A 23,050-nucleotide genomic window follows, 5' to 3' on the forward strand; every position below is an offset into this window, starting at 1 on the left:
TTCCGAAAGATCCCACGGTCGGGACGAAGAGCTGGCCTGCAATCGAACAAAGAGCTGATCATAAATCTTGACACACCAAACCCCCATGTGAGCAATCCAAAAATGTATCCGCGGAAAGATTCTGGATTGCTTCGCGGAGCCTGTCACCGGACCGCGCTTCGCGCGGACCCGTTGGCTCGCAAAGACGACGTTGAGCCAGCTGTGCGCAAAAACTCCGGGTTCTTGTTAAACCGGCTTGCCCGTATACGGCATCGATGCCGTCAGGCCGCCGTCGACCGGGAATGCCTGACCATTCACGTACGAGGCCTCGTCGCTGGCCAAAAACAGTCCCATCGCCGCGAGCTCGTGCGGCTGGCCGGGACGCTTGAGCGGGTTGAGCTGGCCGATCTTGTCTTGAGTGCCGCGCTCCTTGGCGCGGTCGAAGATCGGTTTGGTCATGCCGGTCTCGATCAGGCCGGGGCACACCGCGTTGATGCGCACGCCGGTGCCGGTGAGCGAATAGGCTGTGGTCTGCACCAGGCTGATCACGCCCGCCTTGCTCGCCGCATAGGGATGTCCGCTGGCGCCGGCCTTGAGGCCGGCGACGGACGCCGTCAGCACGATCGCGCCGGACTGCTGCTTGACCATGTGCGGCATCGCGTATTTCACGGCGAGGAAGGGCCCGATGAGGTTGACGCGCAAAATCTCCTGCCAGTGCTCCACCGTCTGCTCGGCGAGCGGGATGAGCCCGCCCGAGACGCCGGCATTGGCCCAGATCACGTCGAGCCGGCCGTGCGCCTTCACCGCCTTGTCGATCATCGCGACGACGTCCGTCTCGGAGCCGGCATCCGCGATCATGGCTTCCGCGATGCCGCCGGCCTTCTTGACCTCCTCGACGGTCTCCTTCACCGCTTCGGTGCGATCGACGGCGATGAGCTTTGCGCCTTCCCTGGTGAAAAGCAGCGCAGCGGCGCGGCCGATGCCGCTGCCGGCGCCGGTGATGATGACGGATTTGCCTTGCAAGCGGCCCATGCGCTTCTCCCTTTGGCTCGCACGCGGCCCTTGCCGCGCGACGGAATTTCAAACAACATTTCAAACGGCAAAGTGTCTTGAGACACGTTCGCTACTGACGTACAGCGACATAACGCGGGATGGAAGGGTTTCGATGGCAGGCGCAGACAGGCCGAATGTGGTCACGACACGGTGGTGGTGGGTCCGGCACGCGCCGGTGCGCAATGACGGCGGCAACATCTACGGCCAGTCCGACATCGCCTGCGACATCAGCGACACCTATGTATTCAACGCTGTTGCCAAGGTGCTGCCACGCAACGCAGTCTGGTATTCGAGCAATCTAATGCGCACACATCAGACGGCCGCGGCGATCTGGGCAACAGGCTTTCCACGGCCTGCGTCGATGAAATGGGAAGCGGATCTCGCCGAGCAGAATCTCGGCCGTTGGCAGGGCATGAACCGCGCCGAGTTCATCGCGAGCCGCCCCGTCGGCGCCAGCTGGTTCGCCGACATCAATGAGCCTGCGCCCGGCGGCGAAAGTTTCATGGACCTCTATAATCGCACGCGACGCACCATCGAACGGATCAATGTGGAAGCGGCCGGGCAGGACATCATCGCGGTCGCGCATGGTGGCACCATCAAGGCGGCCGTCGGCCTTGCGCTCGGCGGCTTGCCGGAGCAGGGACTCGCATTCGATATCGACAATTGCTCGGTGACGCGGCTCGATCATTTCGCAAGCCCCGAGCGCACGGTCTGGCGGTTGCCGATGGTGAACCAGCAGCCGTGGATCGCCGATGCTGCGCACGCAGCGATGCACCAGCCTGCGGGACCGGAAGTCAAGAAGCTTGCGTGAGCCGTTGTCCCGCCGCGCGCCTGCGGCGTAAGGTTCAAAGCCAAGTCAAATCATACTCTGGGAGAGAAACATGACCTTGTTCGACATGAAGGGGAAAGTTGCCGTCATCACCGGCTCGACCCGCGGCATCGGGCTCGCGATCGCCGAGCGCATGGCCGAGCACGGCGCCAAGGTGGTGATCTCCTCGCGCAAGGCCGACGTTTGCGAGCAGGTGGCCAATAGCATCAACGATAGATTCGGCAAGGGCACCGCGGTCGCGATCGCCGCCAACATCTCCTCAAAAGAGAATCTGCAAAACCTCGTCGACGAGAGCAACCGCGCTTTCGGCAAGATCGACGTGCTGGTCTGCAACGCGGCGTCGAACCCGTACTACGGTCCGCTCGCCGGCATCTCCGACGATCAGTTCAGAAAAATCCTCGACAACAATATCGTCGCCAACAATTGGCTGATCTCGATGGTGGTGCCGCAGATGATCGAGCGCAAGGACGGCTCGATCATCATCGTCTCGTCAATCGGCGGCCTCAAGGGCTCGACCATCCTCGGTGCCTACGCGATCTCGAAAGCCGCCGACATGCAGCTCGCGCGCAATCTCGCCTGCGAATACGGCAAGCACAATATCCGCGTGAACTGCATCGCGCCCGGCCTGATCAAGACCGATTTTGCGAAAGCGCTTTGGGACAATCCGGAGAATCTGAAAGCCTCGACCTCGCGCTCGCCTCTCTTGCGCATCGGCATGCCCGACGAGATCGCGGGCGCGGCGGTGTTCCTGGGCTCTGCGGCCGGCGACTTCATGACCGGGCAGACCATGGTGATCGACGGCGGCGCGACGATCAGTTGAAGCTTTGGCGTCATCCCGGGGCACGCGAAGCGTGAACCCGGGATCTCGAGATTCTCAAGGTGCGCAATTGCGCACCATAGTTCGATGCTTTGCATCGAACCCGGAATGACCCTTCGGGTCACTCCACCGCCGCGTAAACCAGATCCCGCACCAGCGTGCGCGTATAGTCGCGTTGGCCTGGGCCTTGGCTCATGAACACCGCGAACAGATCCTCCTTCGGATCGATCCAGAAGAACGTGCCCGCAATGCCGCTCCAGAAATACTGGCCTATGCTGCCGGGGAAGGGCGCAATGCCGGCCTCACGGCGCACGGCAAAGCCGAGACCGAAGCCGTGGCCGGGCGACAGCAGCGTGCCATTTGTTGCAACATGCGGCCCGAGATGATCGGACGCCATCAGCTCCAGCGTCTTGCGGCCGATGATCCTGTTGCCGTCGAGCGTGCCGCCGTTGCGCAGCATCAGGCAGAAGCGGGCATAATCCATCGTGGTCGAGACCAGCCCGCCGCCACCGGACTGCATCACCGGCTGCTCGAGCATGTTGAAGAGCGCGACCTTGTCGCCGGTCCAGGGATCGGCCGCGAACGGTTCGGCGAGGCGGCCGGCATTGGTCTCGGACGTCGCAAAGCCGGTCTCGGCCATCTGCAAGGGCGCGAGGACGCGTTCGGCAAGGTACGCGCCGAGCGATTTGCCGCTGACGACTTCGATGATGCGGCCGAGGATGTCGGTGGAGCGGCTGTAGTTGAACTCGTCGCCGGGATGGCAGATCAACGGAAAGCTCGCCACCAGCGCGGCGTGCTCGGCATTGGTGATCTTGCGGCTGCGGACGCGGGACTCCTGGTAGAGCTTGTGCACGGGGCCGTCGCCCTGGTGCTCGTAGGTCAGGCCCGAGGTGTGACGGAGCAGGTCCTGCACCGTCATCGGCCGCCTCGGCGGAACCAGGTCGAGCCGGCCGCCGCTGACCACGCCGACCTTTTGCTCGGCGAACTCCGGAATGAACTTGGCGACCGCGTCGCTGAGAAGGAGATGGCCATCCTCGATCAGCGCCATGATAGCGACCGAGACAATCGGCTTGGTCATCGAGAAGATCCGGAAGATCGAATCGCGCGCCATCGGCGCCGCACCCGCCGGGCTCTGCCGTCCTAGCGCCTCGAACCAGCCGATTTCGCCGCGGCGGGCCACCAGCACGGTGACGCCGGGAACGGTTCCCTTGTCGATCTCGCGCTTGAATGCGTCCGACATGGCCCGGAGGCGGGGACGCGACAGCCCGAGCGTCTCGGGGCGGGCTTCCGGCAGAGGCGGGGTCTGCGGCGCGATCGTGGCGTGTTGGGCGGCTGTGGCGGTCATGGGCGCTCCCGGTTGCTCTTGATTATCTGGAATGGACTGTGGCCCCAAAACCCCGGCACAAACAAGCGAAGCCGGCGCGGTTCACCCTTGCAAACCGGCCGTCCCCTGTGCTTGAAAGCGGCCCTGATCCTAAGGCGACGCGGGGTCTGTAGGAGTGTAGCTCAATTGGTAGAGCACCGGTCTCCAAAACCGGGGGTCGCAGGTTCGAGCCCTGCCACTCCTGCCAGCAAAATCAATTAGGCGGCTCGATCCGCTCGCTTGCGGCGCAAGCCGTCCCCATATCTTGACCTTTGGCCCCATCCGCAGTATTTACCCCGCACTCGCAGCCGGCCCGTTAGACGCGGATTTCCGGCGCGGCTTTGAATCCCCGAACAATCGAGCCCGGTTTCCGGCTCATCCTTCAGACGAGGGCTGGGCCAAAGGCGGCTGTTCGGATCCCTTTGAAATCAGTAGCCGTCTTGCGACGGACGTTGGACATCAAACGATGGCAGTCAGCCCGTTCAAGTTCTTGCAGGAAGTGCGCTCGGAGACCGCCAAGGTCACCTGGCCGACCCGTCGTGAGACCACGATCACCACCATCATGGTGTTCGTCATGGTCGCCGTGGCCTCGGTCTTCTTCTTCGCCGCAGACCAGATCATCCGTTACCTCATCACCTTCCTTCTGGGCATCCACTGATGGCAACAGCAACCGCTCAAGTGTCCGACAAGCGCTGGTACATCGTCCACGCCTATTCGAACTTCGAGAAGAAGGTCGCCGAATCGATCCGCGAGCAGGCCAAGCAGCGCGGGCTCGAGGAGCTGTTCGAGCTGGTACTGGTGCCGACCGAGAAGGTCACGGAAGTGCGCCGCGGCCGCAAGATCGACGCCGAGCGCAAGTTCTTCCCCGGCTATGTGCTGGTGAAGATGAAGCTGACCGACGAGGCGTTCCATCTGATCAAGAACACGCCGAAGGTGACGGGATTCCTCGGCGCCGAGAACAAGCCGATGCCGATCTCGGAAGCCGAGGCTATGCGCATCCTGCATCAGGTGCAGGAGGGCGTGGAACGGCCGAAGGCGTCGGTCTCGTTCGAAATCGGCGAGAACGTGCGCGTTGCCGACGGCCCGTTCGCCTCGTTCTCGGGTGTGGTCGAGGAAATCGACGAGGCGCGCTCGCGCGTGAAGGTCGCGGTGTCGATCTTCGGCCGCGCCACGCCGGTCGAACTGGAATTCGGTCAGGTCGAGAAGGTCTGACCGGGTAGGCGTGAGACTTCGGTCTTGCGCAGCAAGAGGCCGTGGGAGGGAGAGGGCGGTTGCCAGCCGCATCCGACCCAGACCACGAACCTGAAACCGCCGGCGGATATGCCGGCACAACAGGAGTGATACATGGCAAAGAAAGTGACCGGATACCTGAAGCTTCAGGTCCCGGCCGGTGCGGCGAATCCTTCGCCCCCGATCGGTCCCGCGCTCGGTCAGCGCGGTCTCAACATCATGGAGTTCTGCAAGGCGTTCAACGCGCAGACCCAGAAGGAAGAGAAGAACACCCCAATCCCGGTGGTCATTACCATCTATGCGGACCGTTCCTTCACTTTCGAGATGAAGACGCCGCCGATGTCCTACTTCCTCAAGCAGGCCGCCAAGATCCAGTCCGGCTCGAAGGCGCCGGGCCGTGACAAGGCGGGCAAGGTGACCAAGGCGCAGGTGCGCGAGATCGCCGAGAAGAAGATGAAGGACTTGAATTGCGACAGCATCGAATCGGCCATGAAGATGGTCGAGGGCTCCGCCCGTTCGATGGGTCTGGAAGTTGCGGGGTAAGCGGTCATGGCAATCGGAAAGCGTTTGAACAAAGCCCGCGAAGGTATTGACCGCGAAAAGCTTTACCCGCTCGCGGACGCCATCAAGATGGTCAAGGAACGCGCCAAGGCGAAGTTCGACGAGACCATCGAGGTCGCGATCAATCTCGGCGTCGATCCGCGTCACGCCGACCAGATGGTTCGCGGCGTCGTGACCCTGCCGAACGGCACCGGCCGTACGCTCCGCGTCGGCGTGTTCGCCCGTGGCGCCAAGGCCGACGAGGCCAAGGCGGCGGGTGCTGACGTCGTCGGCGCCGAGGACCTGGTCGAGAAGGTGCAGAACGGCTCGATCGATTTCGACCGCTGCATTGCAACCCCCGACATGATGCCGCTGGTCGGCCGCCTCGGTAAGGTGCTCGGCCCGCGCGGCCTGATGCCGAACCCGAAGATCGGCACCGTGACCATGGATGTCACCGGCGCGGTGAAGGGTGCCAAGGGTGGCTCGGTCGAGTTCCGTGTGGAGAAGGCCGGCATCCTGCAGGCCGGCGTCGGCAAGGCGTCGTTCTCCGAGGAGAAGCTGGTTGAGAACATCAAGGCCCTGGCAGACGCCGTCTCCAAGGCGAAGCCGGCCGGCTCCAAGGGCACCTACATCCAGCGCGTTGCGGTGTCCTCGACGATGGGCCCCGGCGTGAAGGTCGAGCCGGGCACCATCCTCGGCTAGGGCTTGCCTCGGCTGAGATTTGCAAAATCCATGAGGGGCGGAATTGGGCAACCGATTCCGCCCCTCGTCGTTTGTGACCGCGTTCACGGGAAACAAGAACAATGGCTGACAAGGTCCTGATCTACTCCCGCTTTCCCAAGACGATGATGGTGCGTTTCGCCGAGCGCTTCGAACTGCTCGACACTGGCGGCAAGCCCGCGCGCGAGGTGTTTTCGGCTGACGAGCTCGGCGGCATCCGCGCGGTACTGACGGCAGGCGGCACCCCGCTGGGAGCGGAGGCGATGGACCTGTTTCCCAAGCTCGGTGCGATTGTCTGCTACGGCACCGGCTATGACGGCGTCGACTTGGAGGCGGCCGCCGCGCGCAAGGTTGCGGTCGGCCACAGTCCGGGCGCCAACGCAGCTTCGGTCGCCGATATTGCGATGACCCTGATGCTGGCGACGACGAGGCGGATCCTGGTTGCCGACCAATATGTCCGCAGCGGCGATTGGGCGGCGTCAAAACCCTCGCCGATGATGCGGCCACAGACGGGCATGCCCGGCCGCCGCATCGGCGTCTACGGCATGGGTGAGATCGGCCGCAAGATCGCGGCGCGCTGCGCCGCTTTCGAGAGTGAAGTCGGCTATTTCAGCCGCACCAAATACGATTTGCCATATCAATATTTCCCGTCACTGGAAGAACTCGCCGACTGGTGCAGCGTGCTGATGATTGCGGTCCGGGCCGGAGCCGAGACCCAGCACGTCGTCAGCGCCGACATCCTGAGGCGCCTTGGCGCGGACGGGTATGTCGTCAATATCTCCCGCGGCTCGGTCATCGACGAGAAGGCCCTGGTCGCGGCGCTGACGGACAAGACCATCGCCGGCGCCGGCCTCGACGTCTATGAGAGGGAACCGCACGCGCCCGACGCGCTGACCGCGCTGCCCAATGTGGTGCTCGCCCCTCATCTCGGCGGCCATACCCTCGAATCGCACGTCGCCATGCAGAATTGCGTGCTGGCCAACCTGACCGCATTTTTCGATGGCAGGCCGCTGCCCTATGAGGTCAAAAAGGCCTGAAGCGATCCTTCTCTGCCCTAATTGGTCAAACGCTTGCGGCAACGGATTGGAACTGGTGTGAATTTTGCTCTTGGCAAGCCGGCTCCGAGCGGTTAAAGAGCCGCTTCCGGACGTGCCGACCTCGGCTGGCGCGTTCGTGCTCGCATTCCGAAAACCCGACACGACAGGAGATCATTCCTTTCCAGGACGTCCGTAAGGATTTTCCGGACAAGGAAAGAGAGCCCTTCATTTGGTGGAATGCGGACAGAGGTCGGACGGTTCGCCGGCTGACCTTGTCCTGTCCAAGACTGCAGGCGCCCGCGGGGAATTTCGATTTCTCAACGGCTTAATCGCATGGCCTGCATAGACGGGTGAAGACCGGATTTCACTTCGCGCCCCAGCTTCAAACTGGTTTCGCGAAACGGGGTCTGGTTCGGACCTCGACACGCCGTGGGCCTCATGGGCTCCCGGAGGGCAGGCTTTGAATTGTCGTCTTGCCCGGCGTGTCCGATGGGTTTGGCCCGGAGGTTCAGGTTTGGGCGGGAGGATGGGTGCAACCCGGCGGTCCCGCTTCTCGCGATGACCGCCAACCGGAGAGAGCTTGCTGTGGAACGAGCGGCAAAAAAGGAAGCGGTCGAACAGCTCAACGAGGTCTTCAAGACCACGAGCGTCGCGATCGTTGCTCAATATTCCGGCCTCACCGTTGCCCAGATGCAGAAGCTGCGCACGCAGATGAAGCAGGCTGGCGCCTCGGTGAAGGTCTCGAAGAACCGTCTCGCCAAAATTGCTCTTGAAGGCACTGACGTCGTTGCCATCGGCCCCATGCTGAAGGGGCCGACCGTGATCGCGACTTCCAACGATCCGGTAGCGGCGCCAAAGGTCGCCATCGAATTCGCCAAGGCGAACGAAAAGTTCGTCATCGTCGGCGGCTCGATGGGCAAGACCGTCCTGAATGTCGACGGGGTGAAGGCGCTTGCCTCGCTGCCGTCGCTTGACGAACTGCGCGGCAAGATCGTCGGCCTCATCGTGGCCCCGGCGACCAAGCTCGCTCAGCTCGCCAACGCGCCCGCGGGCAAGCTCGCGCGCGTCATCCAGGCTCATGCCTCAAAGGGCGAAGCGGCCTGACGCCCTTCGCAAAACTCAAACCCGAACCAGACTTACACGTAAGGAAACTGAACAATGGCTGACTTGCAGAAGATCGTTGACGACCTCTCGAGCCTCACCGTGCTCGAAGCTGCCGAACTCGCGAAGCTCCTCGAAGAGAAGTGGGGTGTTTCGGCTGCCGCGGCTGTCGCCGTGGCTGGCCCGGCCGCTGGCGGCGCCGCTGCCGCTCCGGCGGAAGAGAAGACCGAGTTCACGGTCGTTCTCGCCAGCGCTGGCGACAAGAAGATCGAGGTCATCAAGGAAGTCCGCGCCATCACCGGTCTCGGCCTGAAGGAAGCAAAGGACCTCGTCGAGGGTGCTCCGAAGCCGCTGAAGGAAGGCGTGAACAAGGAAGAAGCCGAGAAGATCAAGGCGCAGATCGAGAAGGCTGGCGCCAAGGTCGAGCTCAAGTAAGCGCAGCTTGCTGGTGAGGTCCCGGGCGAGCATCAGCGCGACCCGGGGTCTTGGTCCGCTCCTCATCAAAGGGGTGAGCCGGATGCAAAAGGCGTGCGACGGAACGTCCCGACGCAGGCCGAACACGAAAAAGTGTGGGGATTTGAGGGTTTACCCCTCGAATCTCCACTATTGTCGCCCCATATCGGGTCGGCAGCACGAAAGCGCGGTGGGCAGGGACGGATTTCCCTGTAAGCCGTTGGGAGAGCAGGCTATTTCGGGCTTTTGCAGTCCGTGAAGACAATCGTTGTGACGGGCGGGCGCGCTTCTGCGCCCCGCGCGTCGTTTTGCGTTTTGAAGGTCTGAAGAACAGATTCAGGACATTCCCGCCTGAACTGAGCTTCTGGCCCCCAAGACGGGTTCGAAAAAATTCAACCCGGGAGCGGCGGCAGCCGCGTTCCGGACGGCGCGCCCAAGCGGGCGACGAAATGAGAGGCCACGATGGCGCAGCAGACATTCACCGGTCGCAAACGCGTTCGCAAGTTCTTCGGACACATCAAGGAAGTCGCCGAGATGCCGAACCTCATCGAGGTTCAGAAGGCGTCGTATGACCAGTTCCTGATGGTCGACGAACCGCCGGGCGGCCGTCTTGACGAGGGTCTGCAGGCGGTGTTCCGCTCGGTGTTTCCGATCTCCGACTTCTCGGGCACCTCGATGCTGGAATTCGTCCGCTACGAGTTCGAGCAGCCGAAATACGACGTCGACGAGTGCCGCCAGCGCGGCATGACCTTCGCGGCTCCGCTCAAGGTAACGCTGCGCCTCATCGTATTCGATATCGACGAGGAAACCGGCGCGAAGTCGGTGAAGGACATCAAGGAGCAGGACGTCTACATGGGCGACATCCCGCTCATGACGATGAACGGCACCTTCATCGTCAACGGCACCGAGCGCGTCATCGTCTCGCAGATGCACCGTTCGCCCGGCGTGTTCTTCGACCACGACAAGGGCAAGACCCATTCCTCGGGCAAGCTGCTGTTCGCCGCCCGCGTGATCCCGTACCGCGGCTCCTGGCTCGACATCGAGTTCGACGCCAAGGACATCGTCTATGCGCGTATCGACCGTCGCCGCAAGATTCCGGTGACGTCGCTGATGTTCGCGCTCGGCCTCGACGGCGAGGCGATCCTGTCCACGTTCTACAAGAAGATCCTCTACAAGCGGACCAAGGAAGGCTGGCGCGTTCCGTTCGACGCCAATCGCTTCCGCGGCTACTCGACCGTCAACGATCTGGTCGACGCCGATACCGGCAAGGTCGTGCTCGAGGCCGGCAAGAAGCTCACCGTCCGTGCCGCCCGCCAGCTCCAAGAGAAGGGGCTGAAGGCGCTGCGCATGGCCGATGAGGAACTGGTCGGCAACTACGTCGCCGAAGACCTCGTCAATCCGAAGACGGGCGAGATCCACGCTGAAGCCGGCGAGGAAATCACCGACAAGCTGATGAAGGCGCTCAACGAGCAGGGCTACAAGGAGCTGCCGCTGCTCGACATCGACCACGTCAATGTCGGCCCCTACATTCGCAACACGCTCTCGGCCGACAAGAACATGACGCGTGAGGACGCGCTGTTCGACATCTACCGTGTCATGCGTCCGGGCGAGCCGCCGACGCTGGAATCGGCGCAGGCCATGTTCCAGTCGCTGTTCTTCGACGCCGAGCGCTACGACCTCTCCGCGGTCGGCCGCGTCAAGATGAACATGCGCCTCGACCTCGATGCGCCCGATACTCAGCGTACCCTGCGCAAGGAAGACATCCTCTCCGTCATCAAGACGCTGGTGGATTTGCGCGACGGCAAGGGCGAGATCGACGACATCGACCATCTCGGCAACCGCCGCGTGCGTTCGGTCGGCGAGCTCATGGAGAACCAGTACCGCATCGGCCTCCTGCGCATGGAGCGCGCGATCAAGGAGCGCATGTCCTCGGTCGACATCGACACGGTGATGCCGCAGGACCTGATCAACGCCAAGCCGGCGGCCGCCGCCGTGCGCGAGTTCTTCGGCTCCTCGCAGCTCTCGCAGTTCATGGACCAGACCAACCCGCTCAGCGAGATCACCCACAAGCGACGCCTGTCGGCGCTCGGACCGGGCGGTCTGACCCGCGAGCGTGCCGGCTTCGAGGTGCGCGACGTGCATCCGACGCATTACGGCCGCATCTGCCCGATCGAGACGCCGGAAGGCCCGAACATCGGCCTGATCAACTCGCTCGCGACCTTCGCGCGCGTGAACAAGTACGGCTTCGTCGAGACGCCGTACCGCAAGGTCAAGGACGGCCGAGTCACCGACGAGGTCGTGTACCTCTCGGCGATGGAGGAGGGCCGCTACACGGTCGCGCAGGCCAACGTGCCGCTCGACCCGAAGGGCCGTTTCACCGAAGACCTCGTGGTCTGTCGTCACGCCGGCGAAGTCTTGCCGGTGACGCCCGACAAGGTCGACTACATGGACGTGTCGCCGAAGCAGCTCGTTTCGGTGGCCGCGGCGCTGATCCCGTTCCTCGAGAACGACGACGCCAACCGCGCGCTGATGGGCTCGAACATGCAGCGCCAGGCGGTGCCGCTGGTTCGCGCCGAGGCGCCGTTCGTCGGCACCGGCATGGAAGGCGTGGTTGCGCGTGACTCGGGTGCCGCGATCGCGGCGCGCCGTTCGGGCGTGATCGACCAGATCGACGCGACCCGCGTCGTCATCCGCGCCACCGAAGATCTCGATCCGACCAAGTCGGGCGTCGATATCTACCGGCTGATGAAGTATCAGCGCTCCAACCAGTCGACCTGCATCAACCAGCGTCCGCTGGTGAAGGTCGGCGACGTCGTCAAGAAGGGCGACATCATCGCCGACGGTCCCTCGACCGATCTCGGCGAGCTCGCTCTGGGGCGCAACGTGCTGGTCGCGTTCATGCCGTGGAACGGCTACAACTTCGAAGACTCGATCCTGCTCTCCGAACGGATCGTGAAGGAAGACGTCTTCACCTCGATCCACATCGAGGAGTTCGAGGTGATGGCCCGCGACACCAAGCTCGGGCCCGAGGAAATCACCCGCGACATTCCGAACGTCTCGGAAGAAGCGCTGAAGAACCTCGACGAAGCCGGTATCGTCTACATTGGTGCGGAAGTGCGCGCCGGCGACATCCTGGTGGGCAAGATCACGCCGAAGGGTGAAAGCCCGATGACGCCGGAAGAGAAGCTCCTGCGCGCCATCTTCGGCGAGAAGGCTTCCGACGTTCGCGACACCTCGCTGCGCGTTCCTCCGGGCGTGCAGGGCACCATCGTCGAAGTGCGCGTGTTCAACCGTCACGGCGTCGACAAGGACGAGCGTGCGCTGGCGATCGAGCGGGAAGAGATCGAGCGTCTGGCCAAGGACCGCGACGACGAGCAGGCGATCCTCGACCGCAACGTCTACAACCGTCTTGCCGAGCTGCTCGAAGGGCGGCAGGGCATCGCCGGTCCGAAGGGCTTCAAGAAGGACACCAAGATCACCCGTGCGGTGCTCGAGGAGTACCCGAAGTCGCAGTGGTGGCTGTTCGCTTCGCCGAACGACAAGCTGATGGCCGAGATCGAGGCCATGCGGAAGCAGTACGACGAGTCGAAGAAGGGGCTGGAACAGCGCTTCCTCGACAAGGTCGAGAAGCTTCAGCGCGGCGACGAATTGCCGCCCGGCGTGATGAAGATGGTCAAGGTGTTCGTCGCGGTGAAGCGCAAGATCCAGCCCGGCGACAAGATGGCCGGTCGCCACGGCAACAAGGGCGTGGTGTCCAAGATCGTGCCGATCGAGGACATGCCGTTCCTCGAAGACGGCACGCATGCCGACATCGTGCTCAATCCGCTGGGCGTGCCCTCGCGCATGAACGTCGGACAGATTCTCGAGACCCATCTCGGCTGGGCCTGTGCCGGCCTCGGCAAGCGGATCGGCCAGACGGTCGATGCTTACCTGTCGAAGCAGGACATCAAGCCGCTGAAGGAAACCTTGAAGAAGGTCTATGGCGAGGACGAGACGATCAAGTCGCTCAACGACAGCGAACTGATCGAGCTCGGCCACAATCTGAGCCGCGGCGTGCCGATTGCGACGCCGGTGTTCGACGGCGCCAAGGAAGCCGACATCGAGGAGATGCTGAAGCTCGCCGGTCTCGACGCTTCGGGGCAGTCGACCGTCTATGACGGCCGTACCGGCGATCCGTTCGATCGCAAGGTGACGGTCGGCTACATCTACATGCTCAAGCTGCACCATCTCGTCGACGACAAGATCCACGCGCGTTCGATCGGTCCGTACTCGCTCGTCACCCAGCAGCCACTGGGCGGCAAGGCGCAGTTCGGCGGCCAGCGCTTCGGCGAAATGGAGGTGTGGGCGCTCGAGGCTTACGGCGCGGCGTACACGCTCCAGGAGATGCTGACGGTGAAGTCGGACGACGTCGCCGGCCGCACCAAAGTGTACGAGGCGATCGTGCGCGGCGACGACACGTTCGAGGCCGGTATTCCGGAATCGTTCAACGTGCTGGTCAAGGAAATGCGCTCGCTCGGCCTCAACGTCGACCTGCACAACTCCAAGATGGGACCGGCGCCGACGTCGGAAGCGGCCGAGTAATTCGACCTGTCGTGCCCGGCCTTCGCGGCCGGGCATTGGCGCCCCGCCTGAGGCCTTGAGGGCAGGGCGCCCCGCTAAGTGATTTTCGAATTTGCGGCCGGAGGCGACCGGCACGCGAGGAGAAGACGATGAACCAAGAAATTATGAATCTCTTCAACCCGACGACGCCGGCTCAGGTCTTCGACCAGATCCGGATCTCGATCGCGTCTCCAGAGAAGATTCTGTCCTGGTCCTACGGCGAGATCAAGAAGCCGGAGACCATTAACTACCGTACCTTCAAGCCCGAGCGCGATGGCCTGTTCTGCGCCCGCATCTTCGGGCCGATCAAGGATTACGAGTGCTTGTGCGGCAAGTACAAGCGCATGAAGTACAAGGGCATCATCTGCGAGAAGTGCTCGGTCGAGGTGACGCTGTCGCGCGTCCGGCGCGAGCGCATGGGCCATATCGAGCTCGCAGCCCCCGTCGCCCATATCTGGTTCCTGAAGTCGCTGCCCTCGCGCATCGGCCTCCTGCTGGACATGACGCTGAAGGATCTCGAGCGGATCCTCTACTTCGAATATTACGTCGTGCTGGAGCCGGGCCTCACCGCGCTGAAGGACCGTCAGCTCTTGTCGGAAGACGAGTATCTGAAGGCGCAGGACGAGTACGGCCAGGATTCCTTCACCGCCATGATCGGCGCGGAAGCGATCCGCGAGCTGCTCAAGGGCATGGACCTCGAGAAGCTCGAGGCCTCGTTGCGCCTCGAGATGCAGGAGACCGACTCCGACATCAAGCACAAGAAGCTCGCCAAGCGCCTGAAGATCGTGGAAGCGTTCCGCCATTCCGGCAACAAGCCGGAATGGATGATCATGACCGTGGTCCCGGTGATCCCGCCGGACCTGCGTCCGCTGGTGCCGCTGGACGGCGGCCGCTTTGCGACCTCGGACCTCAACGACCTCTACCGCCGCGTCATCAACCGCAACAACCGCTTGAAGCGGCTGATGGAGCTGCGCGCGCCCGACATCATCATCCGCAACGAGAAGCGCATGCTTCAGGAAGCGGTCGATGCGCTGTTCGACAACGGCCGCCGCGGCCGCGTCATCACCGGCGCCAACAAGCGCCCGCTGAAGTCGCTCGCCGACATGCTCAAGGGCAAGCAGGGTCGCTTCCGTCAGAACCTGCTCGGCAAGCGCGTCGACTATTCGGGTCGTTCGGTGATCGTGGTCGGTCCCGAGCTGCGTCTGCATCAGTGCGGCCTGCCGAAGAAGATGGCGCTCGAGCTCTTCAAGCCGTTCATCTATTCGCGGCTCGACGCCAAGGGTCTGTCCACCACCGTGAAGCAGGCCAAGAAGCTGGTCGAGAAGGAGCGGCCCGAGGTCTGGGACATCCTGGACGAGGTGATCCGCGAGCATCCGGTGCTGCTCAACCGCGCACCGACGCTGCACCGCCTCGGCATCCAGGCGTTCGAGCCCGTGCTGATCGAGGGCAAGGCGATCCAGCTGCACCCGCTGGTCTGCTCCGCGTTCAACGCCGACTTCGACGGCGACCAGATGGCCGTGCACGTTCCGCTGTCGCTCGAAGCGCAGCTGGAAGCGCGCGTGCTGATGATGTCGACCAACAACATCCTGCATCCGGCGAACGGCCAGCCGATCATCGTGCCGTCGCAGGACATCGTGCTGGGTCTGTACTACGTCTCGATCATGCGCGAAGGCCTGCCCGGCGAGGGCAAGGTCTTCGGCGACATGGCCGAGCTCGAGCACGCGCTACACGCCAAGGTCATCCACCTCCACACCAAGATCAAGTATCGGTGGGAAGGCATGGACGAGACCGGCAAGGTCTCCAGGCGCTGGATCGAGACCACCGCCGGCCGCGTGATGCTGGGCAATCTGCTGCCGAAGAATCCGCGGATCTCGTACGAGATCATCAACAAGCTGATGACCAAGCGCGAGATCTCGGGCGTGATCGACCAGGTCTACCGTCATTGCGGCCAGAAGGAGACGGTGATCTTCTGCGACCGCATCATGGCGCTCGGCTTCTACAACGCGTTCAAGGCCGGCATCTCGTTCGGCAAGGACGACATGGTCGTGCCGCACGGCAAGTGGAAGATCGTCGATACTACCCGTACGCTGGCGAAGGATTTCGAGCAGCAGTACAACGACGGCCTGATCACTCATGGCGAGAAGTACAACAAGGTCGTCGACGCCTGGTCGAAGGCCACGGAAGAAATCGCCAAGGCGATGATGAAGGAGATCTCCGCCACCAAGAAGACGGCGAGCGGAGCCGACGCCGACATCAACTCGATCTACATGATGGCTCACTCCGGTGCCCGCGGTTCGCCGGCCCAGATGCGCCAGCTCGCCGGCATGCGCGGCCTGATGGCCAAGCCGTCGGGTGAGATCATCGAGACGCCGATCATCTCGAACTTCAAGGAAGGCCTCTCGGTGCTCGAGTACTTCAACTCGACCCACGGCGCCCGCAAGGGCCTCGCGGACACCGCGTTGAAGACCGCGAACTCCGGCTACCTGACCCGTCGTCTGGTCGACGTGGCGCAGGACTGCATCATCACGCAGAGCGACTGCGGCACCAAGCTCGGCATCAAGATGCGTGCCATCGTCGATGCCGGCACCGTGGTCGCCTCGCTCGGTTCGCGCATCCTCGGACGCACGGCCTGCGAAGACGTGCGTGACAGCTCGGGCAAGGTGATCATCAAGCGCGACACGCTGATGGAAGAGAGCCATCTGGATGCCATCCAGCAGGGTGGCGTGCAGGAGGTGAAGATCCGCTCGGCACTGACCTGCGAGCTCGTCAACGGCATCTGCGGTAAGTGCTACGGCCGCGATCTCGCCCGCGGCACGCCGGTCAACCACGGCGAAGCGGTCGGCGTCATCGCGGCGCAGTCCATCGGCGAGCCGGGCACCCAGCTCACCATGCGCACCTTCCACATTGGCGGTGCGGCGCAGCTCAACGAGCAGTCCTTCGTCGAAGCTAACTTCGACGGCAAGATCGTGATCAGGAACAAGGCCATCGCCCGCAACAGCGAAGGTCACCTGATCGCGATGGTGCGCAACATGGTGGTGGCGATCGTCGATGCCGACGGTACCGAGCGTGCGACGCACCGTATCCAGTACGGCTCGCGCCTGCACGTCGACGAGGGTGACAACGTCAAGCGCGGCCAGCGCATCGTCGAGTGGGATCCCTATACCCGTCCGCTCCTCACCGAGGTCGAGGGCACCATCGGCTTCGAGGATCTGGTCGAAGGACAGTCGATCTCGGAAACGCTGGACGAGGCCACCGGCATCGCCAAGCGCGTGGTCATCGACTGGCGTTCGACCCGCGGCGGTTCGGACCTACGTCCGGCCATCGTGGTCAAGGGCAAGGACGGCAAGGTGCTCAAGCTCGCCCGTGGCGGCGATGCCCGCTACATGCTGTCGGTCGACGCCATTCTCTCGGTCGACATCGGAGCCAAGGTTCAGCCGGGCGACATCCTCGCCCGTATCTCGACCGAAAGCGCCAAGACGCGCGACATCACCGGCGGTCTGCCGCGGGTGGCGGAGCTGTTCGAGGCACGGCGTCCGAAGGATGCGGCGATCATCGCCGAGATCGCGGGCACCATCCGGTTCGGCCGCGACTACAAGAACAAGCGTCGCATCTCGATCGAGCCGATGGACAAGACCGAGGAGCCGCGCGAGTACCTGATCCCGAAAGGCAAGCACATCCACCTTCAGGACGGCGACGTCGTCGAAAAGGGCGACTTCATCGTGGAAGGCAACCCGGCGCCGCACGACATCCTGGCGATCAAGGGCATCGAGGAACTCGCGGCCTATCTGGTCAACGAGATCCAGGAGGTCTACCGGCTCCAGGGCGTGCTCATCAACGACAAGCACATCGAGGTGATTGTTCGCCAGATGCTCCAGAAGGTGGAAGTCACCGACCAGGGCGACACGGACATGATCTCGGGCGAGCAGGTCGACAAGATCGAGTTCGACGCGCTGAACGAGAAGGCCAGGGAAGAGGGCAAGAAGCCCGCCACGGGAACGCCGGTTCTGCTCGGCATCACCAAGGCGAGCCTCCAGACCCGCTCGTTCTTCTCGGCTGCCTCGTTCCAGGAGACCACCCGCGTCCTCACGGAAGCGGCGGTCAACGGCAAGATCGATCCGCTCGAGGGTCTCAAGGAGAACGTCATCGTCGGCCGGCTGATCCCGGCAGGCACCGGCGCCTCCATGGCCAAGATCCGCGAAGTCGCCATGAAGCGCGACAAGCTGATCCTCGACGAGCGCGAGAAGCAGGCGGCCGTCGTGTCGCCGGCCCCAGAAGCGGAGCCGATGGCGCTGCCGCCGGCGGAATGATGCTTCATCCGTAGGAATACCGAGGACAATGAAAAGGCCGGCTTTTGCCGGCCTTTTTGCTGCTTTCCCTGTTTATTGCGATGCGGGATCAGCTCTTGTTCATCTTTCCTTCAGCCGCAAAAGCGCTTCTGCTAGGAGAGCTTAGGCCGGTGGTCCCGTGTCGGGGGCAGGGCCGGAGACCACGGAACTCACATGCTTGATCTTGCAATCGTAGGCGGCGGCCCCGGCGGGCTGATGAGCGCTTGGTATCTGAAGCGCAAGCTCGGCGACCTCTGCCGCGTCACCATCTTCGAGGCATCCGATCGGCTCGGCGGCAAGATCGTCACGCGCAAATTCGATTCTGCGCCCGCGATGTACGAGGCCGGCGTGGCCGAGATCTACGACTACTCGATGACCGGCCCCGATCCGCTGCGCGAGCTGATCCAGCATTTCGGGCTGCAGACCATTCCGATGGATGCCGAGCAGGTGCAGTTCGGCGGCGAGCTCCTCAACGACGTCGCGGGCATGCGCCGTAAATTCGGCGCCAAGACCGCGGCCGCGATCGAAGCATTCCGCAAGCGCTGTACCGAGGTGATGTCGCCGATCGAATATTACGAGGGCGTCGGCGCGCACGACAACGAGAACCCCTGGGCCTACAAGACCGCCGAGCAGGTGCTCGACGAGGAGGTCGAGGACGAGACGGCAAAGCGTTTCTTCAAGGTCATGGCGCGCTCGGACATTGCGACCGAGAGCCACAACACCAACGGCCTCAATGCGCTCAAGAACTATCTGATGGACGTCGACGGCTATATCGGCCTCTATTCCATCCAGAACGGCAACGAGCAGCTGATCGAGTGCCTGCAGTCGGAAGTCAATGCCGACATTCAGCTCAACCACCGGGTGCTCACCGTCGGCAAGGCGCCGACCGGTCGCTACCAGCTCAAGATGATGAACGGCAGGGGCCCCGAGACGCGCGATTTCGATCTCGTGCTGATGTGCCTGCCGCATTCCTGGCTCGCCACCGTCGGCTGGGAAGGCGAGCAGCTGCGCAAGTCGATGGTCAAGCACGTCTCTTACTTCGACCGCCCCGCGCATTACCTGCGCGTCTCGATCCTGTTCGACGAGCCGTTCTGGGGCGAGAAGATTTCCGGCGCCTGGTTCATGTCGGAGGCCTTCGGCGGCTGCTGCGTCTACAACGAGGGCGCGCGCCATGACGTCGGCAAGCATGGCGTCTTGAACTGGCTCATTGCCGGCTCTGACGCGCTGGCCTTTGCCAATCTGTCGGACCAGGAGCTGATCGACGCGGCGCTGAAATCGCTGCCGGCATTCCTCGGCAACGCGCGTTCGCATTTCATGGAAGGCAAGATCCACCGCTGGCTGTCGTCGGTGAACGCGTTGCCGGGCGGTCTGCCGGTGCGCGACGTGATGACCAATCACCGGCCCGAGCCGAAGGAGCATCCCGGCATCGTCGTGGTCGGCGACTATCTGTTTGACTCGACGTTGAACGGTCTGCTCGACTCCTCGGATGCGGCGACCGACATCATTCTGACCGAGATGATGCGGCTGCGCCGCGAGCGCGCGCAGGAGGACAAGCCGCGCTCCGACAAGATCGACCGCGATTATTTCGAGAACTATCGCGGCCTCGGTCCCTATCACGAGGCGTGGCGCCACTTCACCGATCCCGATTATCTCACCAAGCTGGTCGGCATCGTCTGGGGCGAGGCGAAGGGCGCCAAGCTGCTGGTCGCGGGCTCCGCCAGCGGCGAGCTGGTCGGTGCACTGCGCGATCGCGGCATCGATGCATGGGGAATCGAGAACAACCGCGCCATTCATGCCAAGACGCCGAAGGCACTGAAGAAGTACAACAAGCTCGGCTCGATCACAGACATGCCGTTCAAGGAGGGTGCGTTCGACTTCGTGTTCGAGACCAGCCTCTGCCACGTTTCCCCGAAACAGGTGGCCCGCGCGATCCGCGAGCTGAATCGTGTGGTCAAGACCGGCGTCGTGTTCGGCTCGATCACCTCGGACATGGCGCCGGCACTGATCGACCGCTACGACCTGCTGCGCGGGGTCAAGAAGCTCGGCACCTGGTGGGAATGGTCCGAACTGTTCTTCGGCAACGGCTTCGATCTGTCGATGCACCGCAAGGACTGCACCGATGCGCTCTGGGAGGCCACGCTCGCCGCCAACAAGGGGCCGGGCCAGTGGTATGCCGACGCTGACAGCTTGCGCTATTCCTTCTTCGACAAGGTCAAGGACGAGGACGACGACTAGCAAGCCGCGCCCCCCGGATCTGCCAATTGTTTTGCCGAATTCATCTTGATCGCATAGAATCGGTGCAATAGCGGTTGCCGCTATTCCTGCTTTCTCTGCGGTCATGCCGGCCGTCAGCATCGGTTGGTTTCATGGCGTCCAAGCCCCTCTCGCCCGACAAACAGAAGCCCGCCGCGGAAGAGGCGGCCGAGCGCGACGACAAGCTCGCCCCCAGCGCCAAGCCGGACCTCGAGGACGATGAGGAAGACGAAGGCAAGGGGAAGGATGAGCTGGAGCTCGATGAGGACGATGAGGACGAGGATCTCGTCATCTTTACTGCGCGCGAGGCTGCCGGCGCGCTCGCCACCATCGTCGGGTTCGTCAGGCCCTATCTGACCAATTACAAGCGCATGCTGTCATTCGTGGCGTTCGGCGTCTTGGTCGAGACGCTGTTCAACGTCATCATGCCGCTCAGCCTGAAGTACCTCATCGACGACGCGCTCGGCGAGGAGGACTTCCAGGCTCTCTACAAGATCCTCGGCGTGCTCGCGGTCGCCGGCATCTTCACCTCGATCGTCGCGGTCTGGTACGAGCGCTGGGACGCGCGGCTCGCTGCCTGCATCATTTCCGATGTGCGCAAACGCCTGTTCGAGCACGTCCAGGATCTGCCGGCCGCCTATTTCGGCCGCACCAAGCGCGGCGAGATCCTGTCGCGCTTTTCCGTCGATCTCTCGGCCTTCGAAGGTTCGGTCAAGACCTTTGCCAATAGCGCAGCGCTGCCGTTCCTGGAACTGATCGCCGGCATCATCCTGATGGTGTTCCTGAACTGGCAGCTCGCGGCGGTCGCGCTGCTGGTGTTCCCGATCACGCTGATCGGCCCGCGCATCCTCACTCCGAAGGCGGTGCAGGCCAATTACGAGCAGAAGCTCAACGAGAGTGCGCTGCTCGGCATGGTGCAGGAGAACGTGGCGGCCCAGGCCGTGATCAAGGCGTTCAGCCTGCAGCGCAAGATGTTCGGCTTCTTCACCTTCCGCAACGACGAGACGCGCAACAAGATCGCCTCCGCCGCGTTCCTGTCGACCATGGTGGAGCGGACGGTCACCATCTCGGTGCTGCTCCTGCACCTGGTCGTGCTCGCGATCGGCGCATATCTGGCGACCAAGGGCCAGATCACGATCGGCACCTTCGTCACCTTCGAGAGCGCGTTCTGGGAGGTCTCCTACAACATCGCCCATGTGATGCATTTCATCCCGGTGTCGATCTCCTCGGCCGCCGCGATCCGGCACATTCAGGAACTGCTCGACGAACCGACGCGCGGCGCCGATCGCCCCGGCGCGCCCGACCTGCCACGCATCACCCACGACATCACCTTCGACCGTGTGACGTTCCAATACGAAGGCAGCCAGACGCCGGTGCTGGACAATCTCAGCCTCAAGCTCAATGCCGGCAAGCGCATTGCCATCGTCGGTCCGTCCGGCTCCGGCAAGAGCACGCTGCTCAATCTGATCCTCCGGCTCTACGTGCCCGACGAAGGCCGCCTCACCATCGACGGCGTCGACGTCCGCAAGGTGACGCTGGATTCGCTGCGCCGGAGCATGGCGGTGGTGTTTCAGGAGAACATGCTGTTCAACATGTCGATCCGCGAGAACATCCGGCTCGGCAAGGAGGGCGCAACCGATGAGGAGGTGGAGGAGGCGGCCAAGAAGGCCGAGATCCACCGCTACATCATGGGCCTGCCGCAGCGATACGACACCCCGGTCGGCGAGCGCGGCGATACGCTTTCGGGCGGCCAGCGCCAGCGCATCGCGATTGCGCGCGCGATCATCCGTAATCCGTCGGTGCTGCTGCTGGATGAAGCCACCTCGGCGCTCGACCAGACCACGGAAGCCGCGATCAACCGCACGCTGCTGAAGGTCGCCAAGGGCCGCACCATGATCTGGTCGACCCACCGCCTGACCTCGGTGGTCGAGATGGACGAGATCATCGTGATATCAGGGGGCAAGGCGATTGAGCGCGGCTCCCATGCCGAGCTGCTCGCCGGCAACGGCACCTATCGCAAGCTGTGGAACGACCAGGTCCACCAGCCCCATGGCGCGGTGGCTTACGCCGACGACGGCAGCGACGATGATGACGAGGATGAAGACCTCGAGGACGATGAGGACGACGAGGAGGAGTGACCGGGGTCGTTCGGCTGCAAAGGAATCGCCGTGCGCGATCCATGTCGCCTCGCCCAAGAACGCGGACCCCGGCACCGAGTCGGTGATTCCCTGATGCACGGCGTTCGGCCGACGCGAAGCCGCAGATTTTCGGCGCTTGGATTGGCCGCGCCGGCCCCTTGCGGCTCGACCAACGCCAGCCGAAAATTCAGGCGAGACGGGGCATCGTGGCAAGCCTCGGAAGGCTGGAAAGCCTGCCACGAGCCAGCGGATTGGTGTGTGGGCGGGAAAACACGCTCACTTTGGTAATAAAGCTACATTTAGTCCGGGTATAATTGTCTTCGGACCTAGCAAATCGAGCGCTTCATTCCCATGTCAGGCAGGGGCGGTGAGGTGGCCGAGGGGCTATTTCTGCAGGCGCCTGAAGCGCTTTGTGACTGTCGTTTCACCTTGACTTGATCGATTCTCACTTATAGAAAGCGCCTCACTTAACGACAGGCGGTGAGCATCGCCAGCGTCGGAACGGGCCACCCGTTTGATCCCTCAGGGGGTCGCCAAGGCGGGCACCAACCTCGACGAATGCCGCTCAAACGCTGTCGATCATAGCTAGGCAATGCCAGTGCGATTTTAGTTC

15 protein-coding genes and 1 tRNA gene are annotated in these 23,050 nt (G+C 63.1%); 14 read left to right on the forward strand and 2 right to left on the reverse strand.

Going from position 1 to position 23,050, the window contains the following annotated elements; genetic code table 11:
* Positions 1-225 precede the first annotated feature (225 nt).
* The gene (locus IVA98_RS08240) at positions 226-1,011 is read right to left on the reverse strand and encodes an SDR family NAD(P)-dependent oxidoreductase (protein WP_247337582.1); all 786 of its coding nucleotides are present in this window, start codon (positions 1,009-1,011) and stop codon (positions 226-228) included.
* 133 nt (positions 1,012-1,144) lie between these two features.
* Here IVA98_RS08240 and IVA98_RS08245 point away from each other — a divergent pair, with 133 nt between their 5' ends.
* Together IVA98_RS08245 and IVA98_RS08250 are read left to right on the forward strand one after the other, a co-directional pair.
* On the forward strand, positions 1,145-1,843 hold the full coding sequence (locus IVA98_RS08245; protein WP_247307066.1) for a histidine phosphatase family protein: 699 nt from the start codon (positions 1,145-1,147) through the stop codon (positions 1,841-1,843).
* A 70-nt stretch (positions 1,844-1,913) separates the two neighbouring features.
* Positions 1,914-2,681, forward strand: coding sequence for an SDR family NAD(P)-dependent oxidoreductase (locus IVA98_RS08250; protein WP_247307067.1), 768 nt, complete (start codon positions 1,914-1,916; stop codon positions 2,679-2,681).
* 118 nt (positions 2,682-2,799) lie between these two features.
* On the opposite strand, the gene IVA98_RS08255 is transcribed toward IVA98_RS08250, so the two are convergent.
* Positions 2,800-4,023, reverse strand: coding sequence for a serine hydrolase domain-containing protein (locus IVA98_RS08255; protein ID WP_247337583.1), 1,224 nt, complete (start codon positions 4,021-4,023; stop codon positions 2,800-2,802).
* A gap of 150 nt (positions 4,024-4,173) precedes the next feature.
* Between IVA98_RS08255 and IVA98_RS08260 the strand changes: the two genes are divergently transcribed.
* From IVA98_RS08260 to IVA98_RS08315, 12 genes are all read left to right on the forward strand, one after another.
* A tRNA-Trp gene (locus tag IVA98_RS08260) sits at positions 4,174-4,249 on the forward strand.
* A 258-nt stretch (positions 4,250-4,507) separates the two neighbouring features.
* Complete coding sequence (gene secE, locus IVA98_RS08265; RefSeq protein ID WP_027564420.1) at positions 4,508-4,699, forward strand: preprotein translocase subunit SecE; 192 nt, start codon at positions 4,508-4,510, stop codon at positions 4,697-4,699.
* Positions 4,699-5,253: a transcription termination/antitermination protein NusG gene (gene nusG, locus IVA98_RS08270; protein ID WP_018647229.1), complete on the forward strand. Its 555-nt coding sequence runs from the start codon at positions 4,699-4,701 to the stop codon at positions 5,251-5,253. Before secE ends, nusG begins: the two co-directional genes overlap by 1 nt.
* Before the next feature lie 132 nt (positions 5,254-5,385).
* A complete protein-coding gene (gene rplK / locus IVA98_RS08275) occupies positions 5,386-5,814 on the forward strand; it encodes a 50S ribosomal protein L11 (RefSeq protein ID WP_012045056.1) in 429 nt (142 codons plus the stop codon).
* A gap of 6 nt (positions 5,815-5,820) precedes the next feature.
* Complete coding sequence (rplA, locus tag IVA98_RS08280; protein ID WP_018647230.1) at positions 5,821-6,513, forward strand: 50S ribosomal protein L1; 693 nt, start codon at positions 5,821-5,823, stop codon at positions 6,511-6,513.
* 101 nt (positions 6,514-6,614) lie between these two features.
* On the forward strand, positions 6,615-7,568 hold the full coding sequence (locus tag IVA98_RS08285) for a 2-hydroxyacid dehydrogenase (RefSeq protein WP_247337585.1): 954 nt from the start codon (positions 6,615-6,617) through the stop codon (positions 7,566-7,568).
* Positions 7,569-8,153: 585 nt separating this feature from the next.
* Complete coding sequence (rplJ, locus tag IVA98_RS08290) at positions 8,154-8,672, forward strand: 50S ribosomal protein L10 (protein ID WP_247279356.1); 519 nt, start codon at positions 8,154-8,156, stop codon at positions 8,670-8,672.
* A gap of 54 nt (positions 8,673-8,726) precedes the next feature.
* Positions 8,727-9,104, forward strand: a complete 378-nt coding sequence (rplL, locus tag IVA98_RS08295; RefSeq protein ID WP_124157674.1) for a 50S ribosomal protein L7/L12 — start codon at positions 8,727-8,729, stop codon at positions 9,102-9,104.
* A 480-nt stretch (positions 9,105-9,584) separates the two neighbouring features.
* Complete coding sequence (gene rpoB, locus IVA98_RS08300; RefSeq protein WP_247337586.1) at positions 9,585-13,703, forward strand: DNA-directed RNA polymerase subunit beta; 4,119 nt, start codon at positions 9,585-9,587, stop codon at positions 13,701-13,703.
* Between the two features lie 128 nt (positions 13,704-13,831).
* A complete protein-coding gene (gene rpoC, locus IVA98_RS08305) occupies positions 13,832-18,028 on the forward strand; it encodes a DNA-directed RNA polymerase subunit beta' (protein ID WP_247307074.1) in 4,197 nt (1,398 codons plus the stop codon).
* A 192-nt stretch (positions 18,029-18,220) separates the two neighbouring features.
* Positions 18,221-20,281: an FAD-dependent oxidoreductase gene (locus IVA98_RS08310; protein WP_247337588.1), complete on the forward strand. Its 2,061-nt coding sequence runs from the start codon at positions 18,221-18,223 to the stop codon at positions 20,279-20,281.
* A 131-nt stretch (positions 20,282-20,412) separates the two neighbouring features.
* Positions 20,413-22,437 (forward strand): ABC transporter ATP-binding protein, encoded by a 2,025-nt coding sequence (locus IVA98_RS08315; RefSeq protein ID WP_247337590.1) that lies wholly within the window; start codon positions 20,413-20,415, stop codon positions 22,435-22,437.
* Positions 22,438-23,050 lie beyond the last annotated feature (613 nt).

This window comes from Bradyrhizobium sp. 160 (assembly GCF_023073735.1).
Lineage (GTDB): Bacteria > Pseudomonadota > Alphaproteobacteria > Rhizobiales > Xanthobacteraceae > Bradyrhizobium.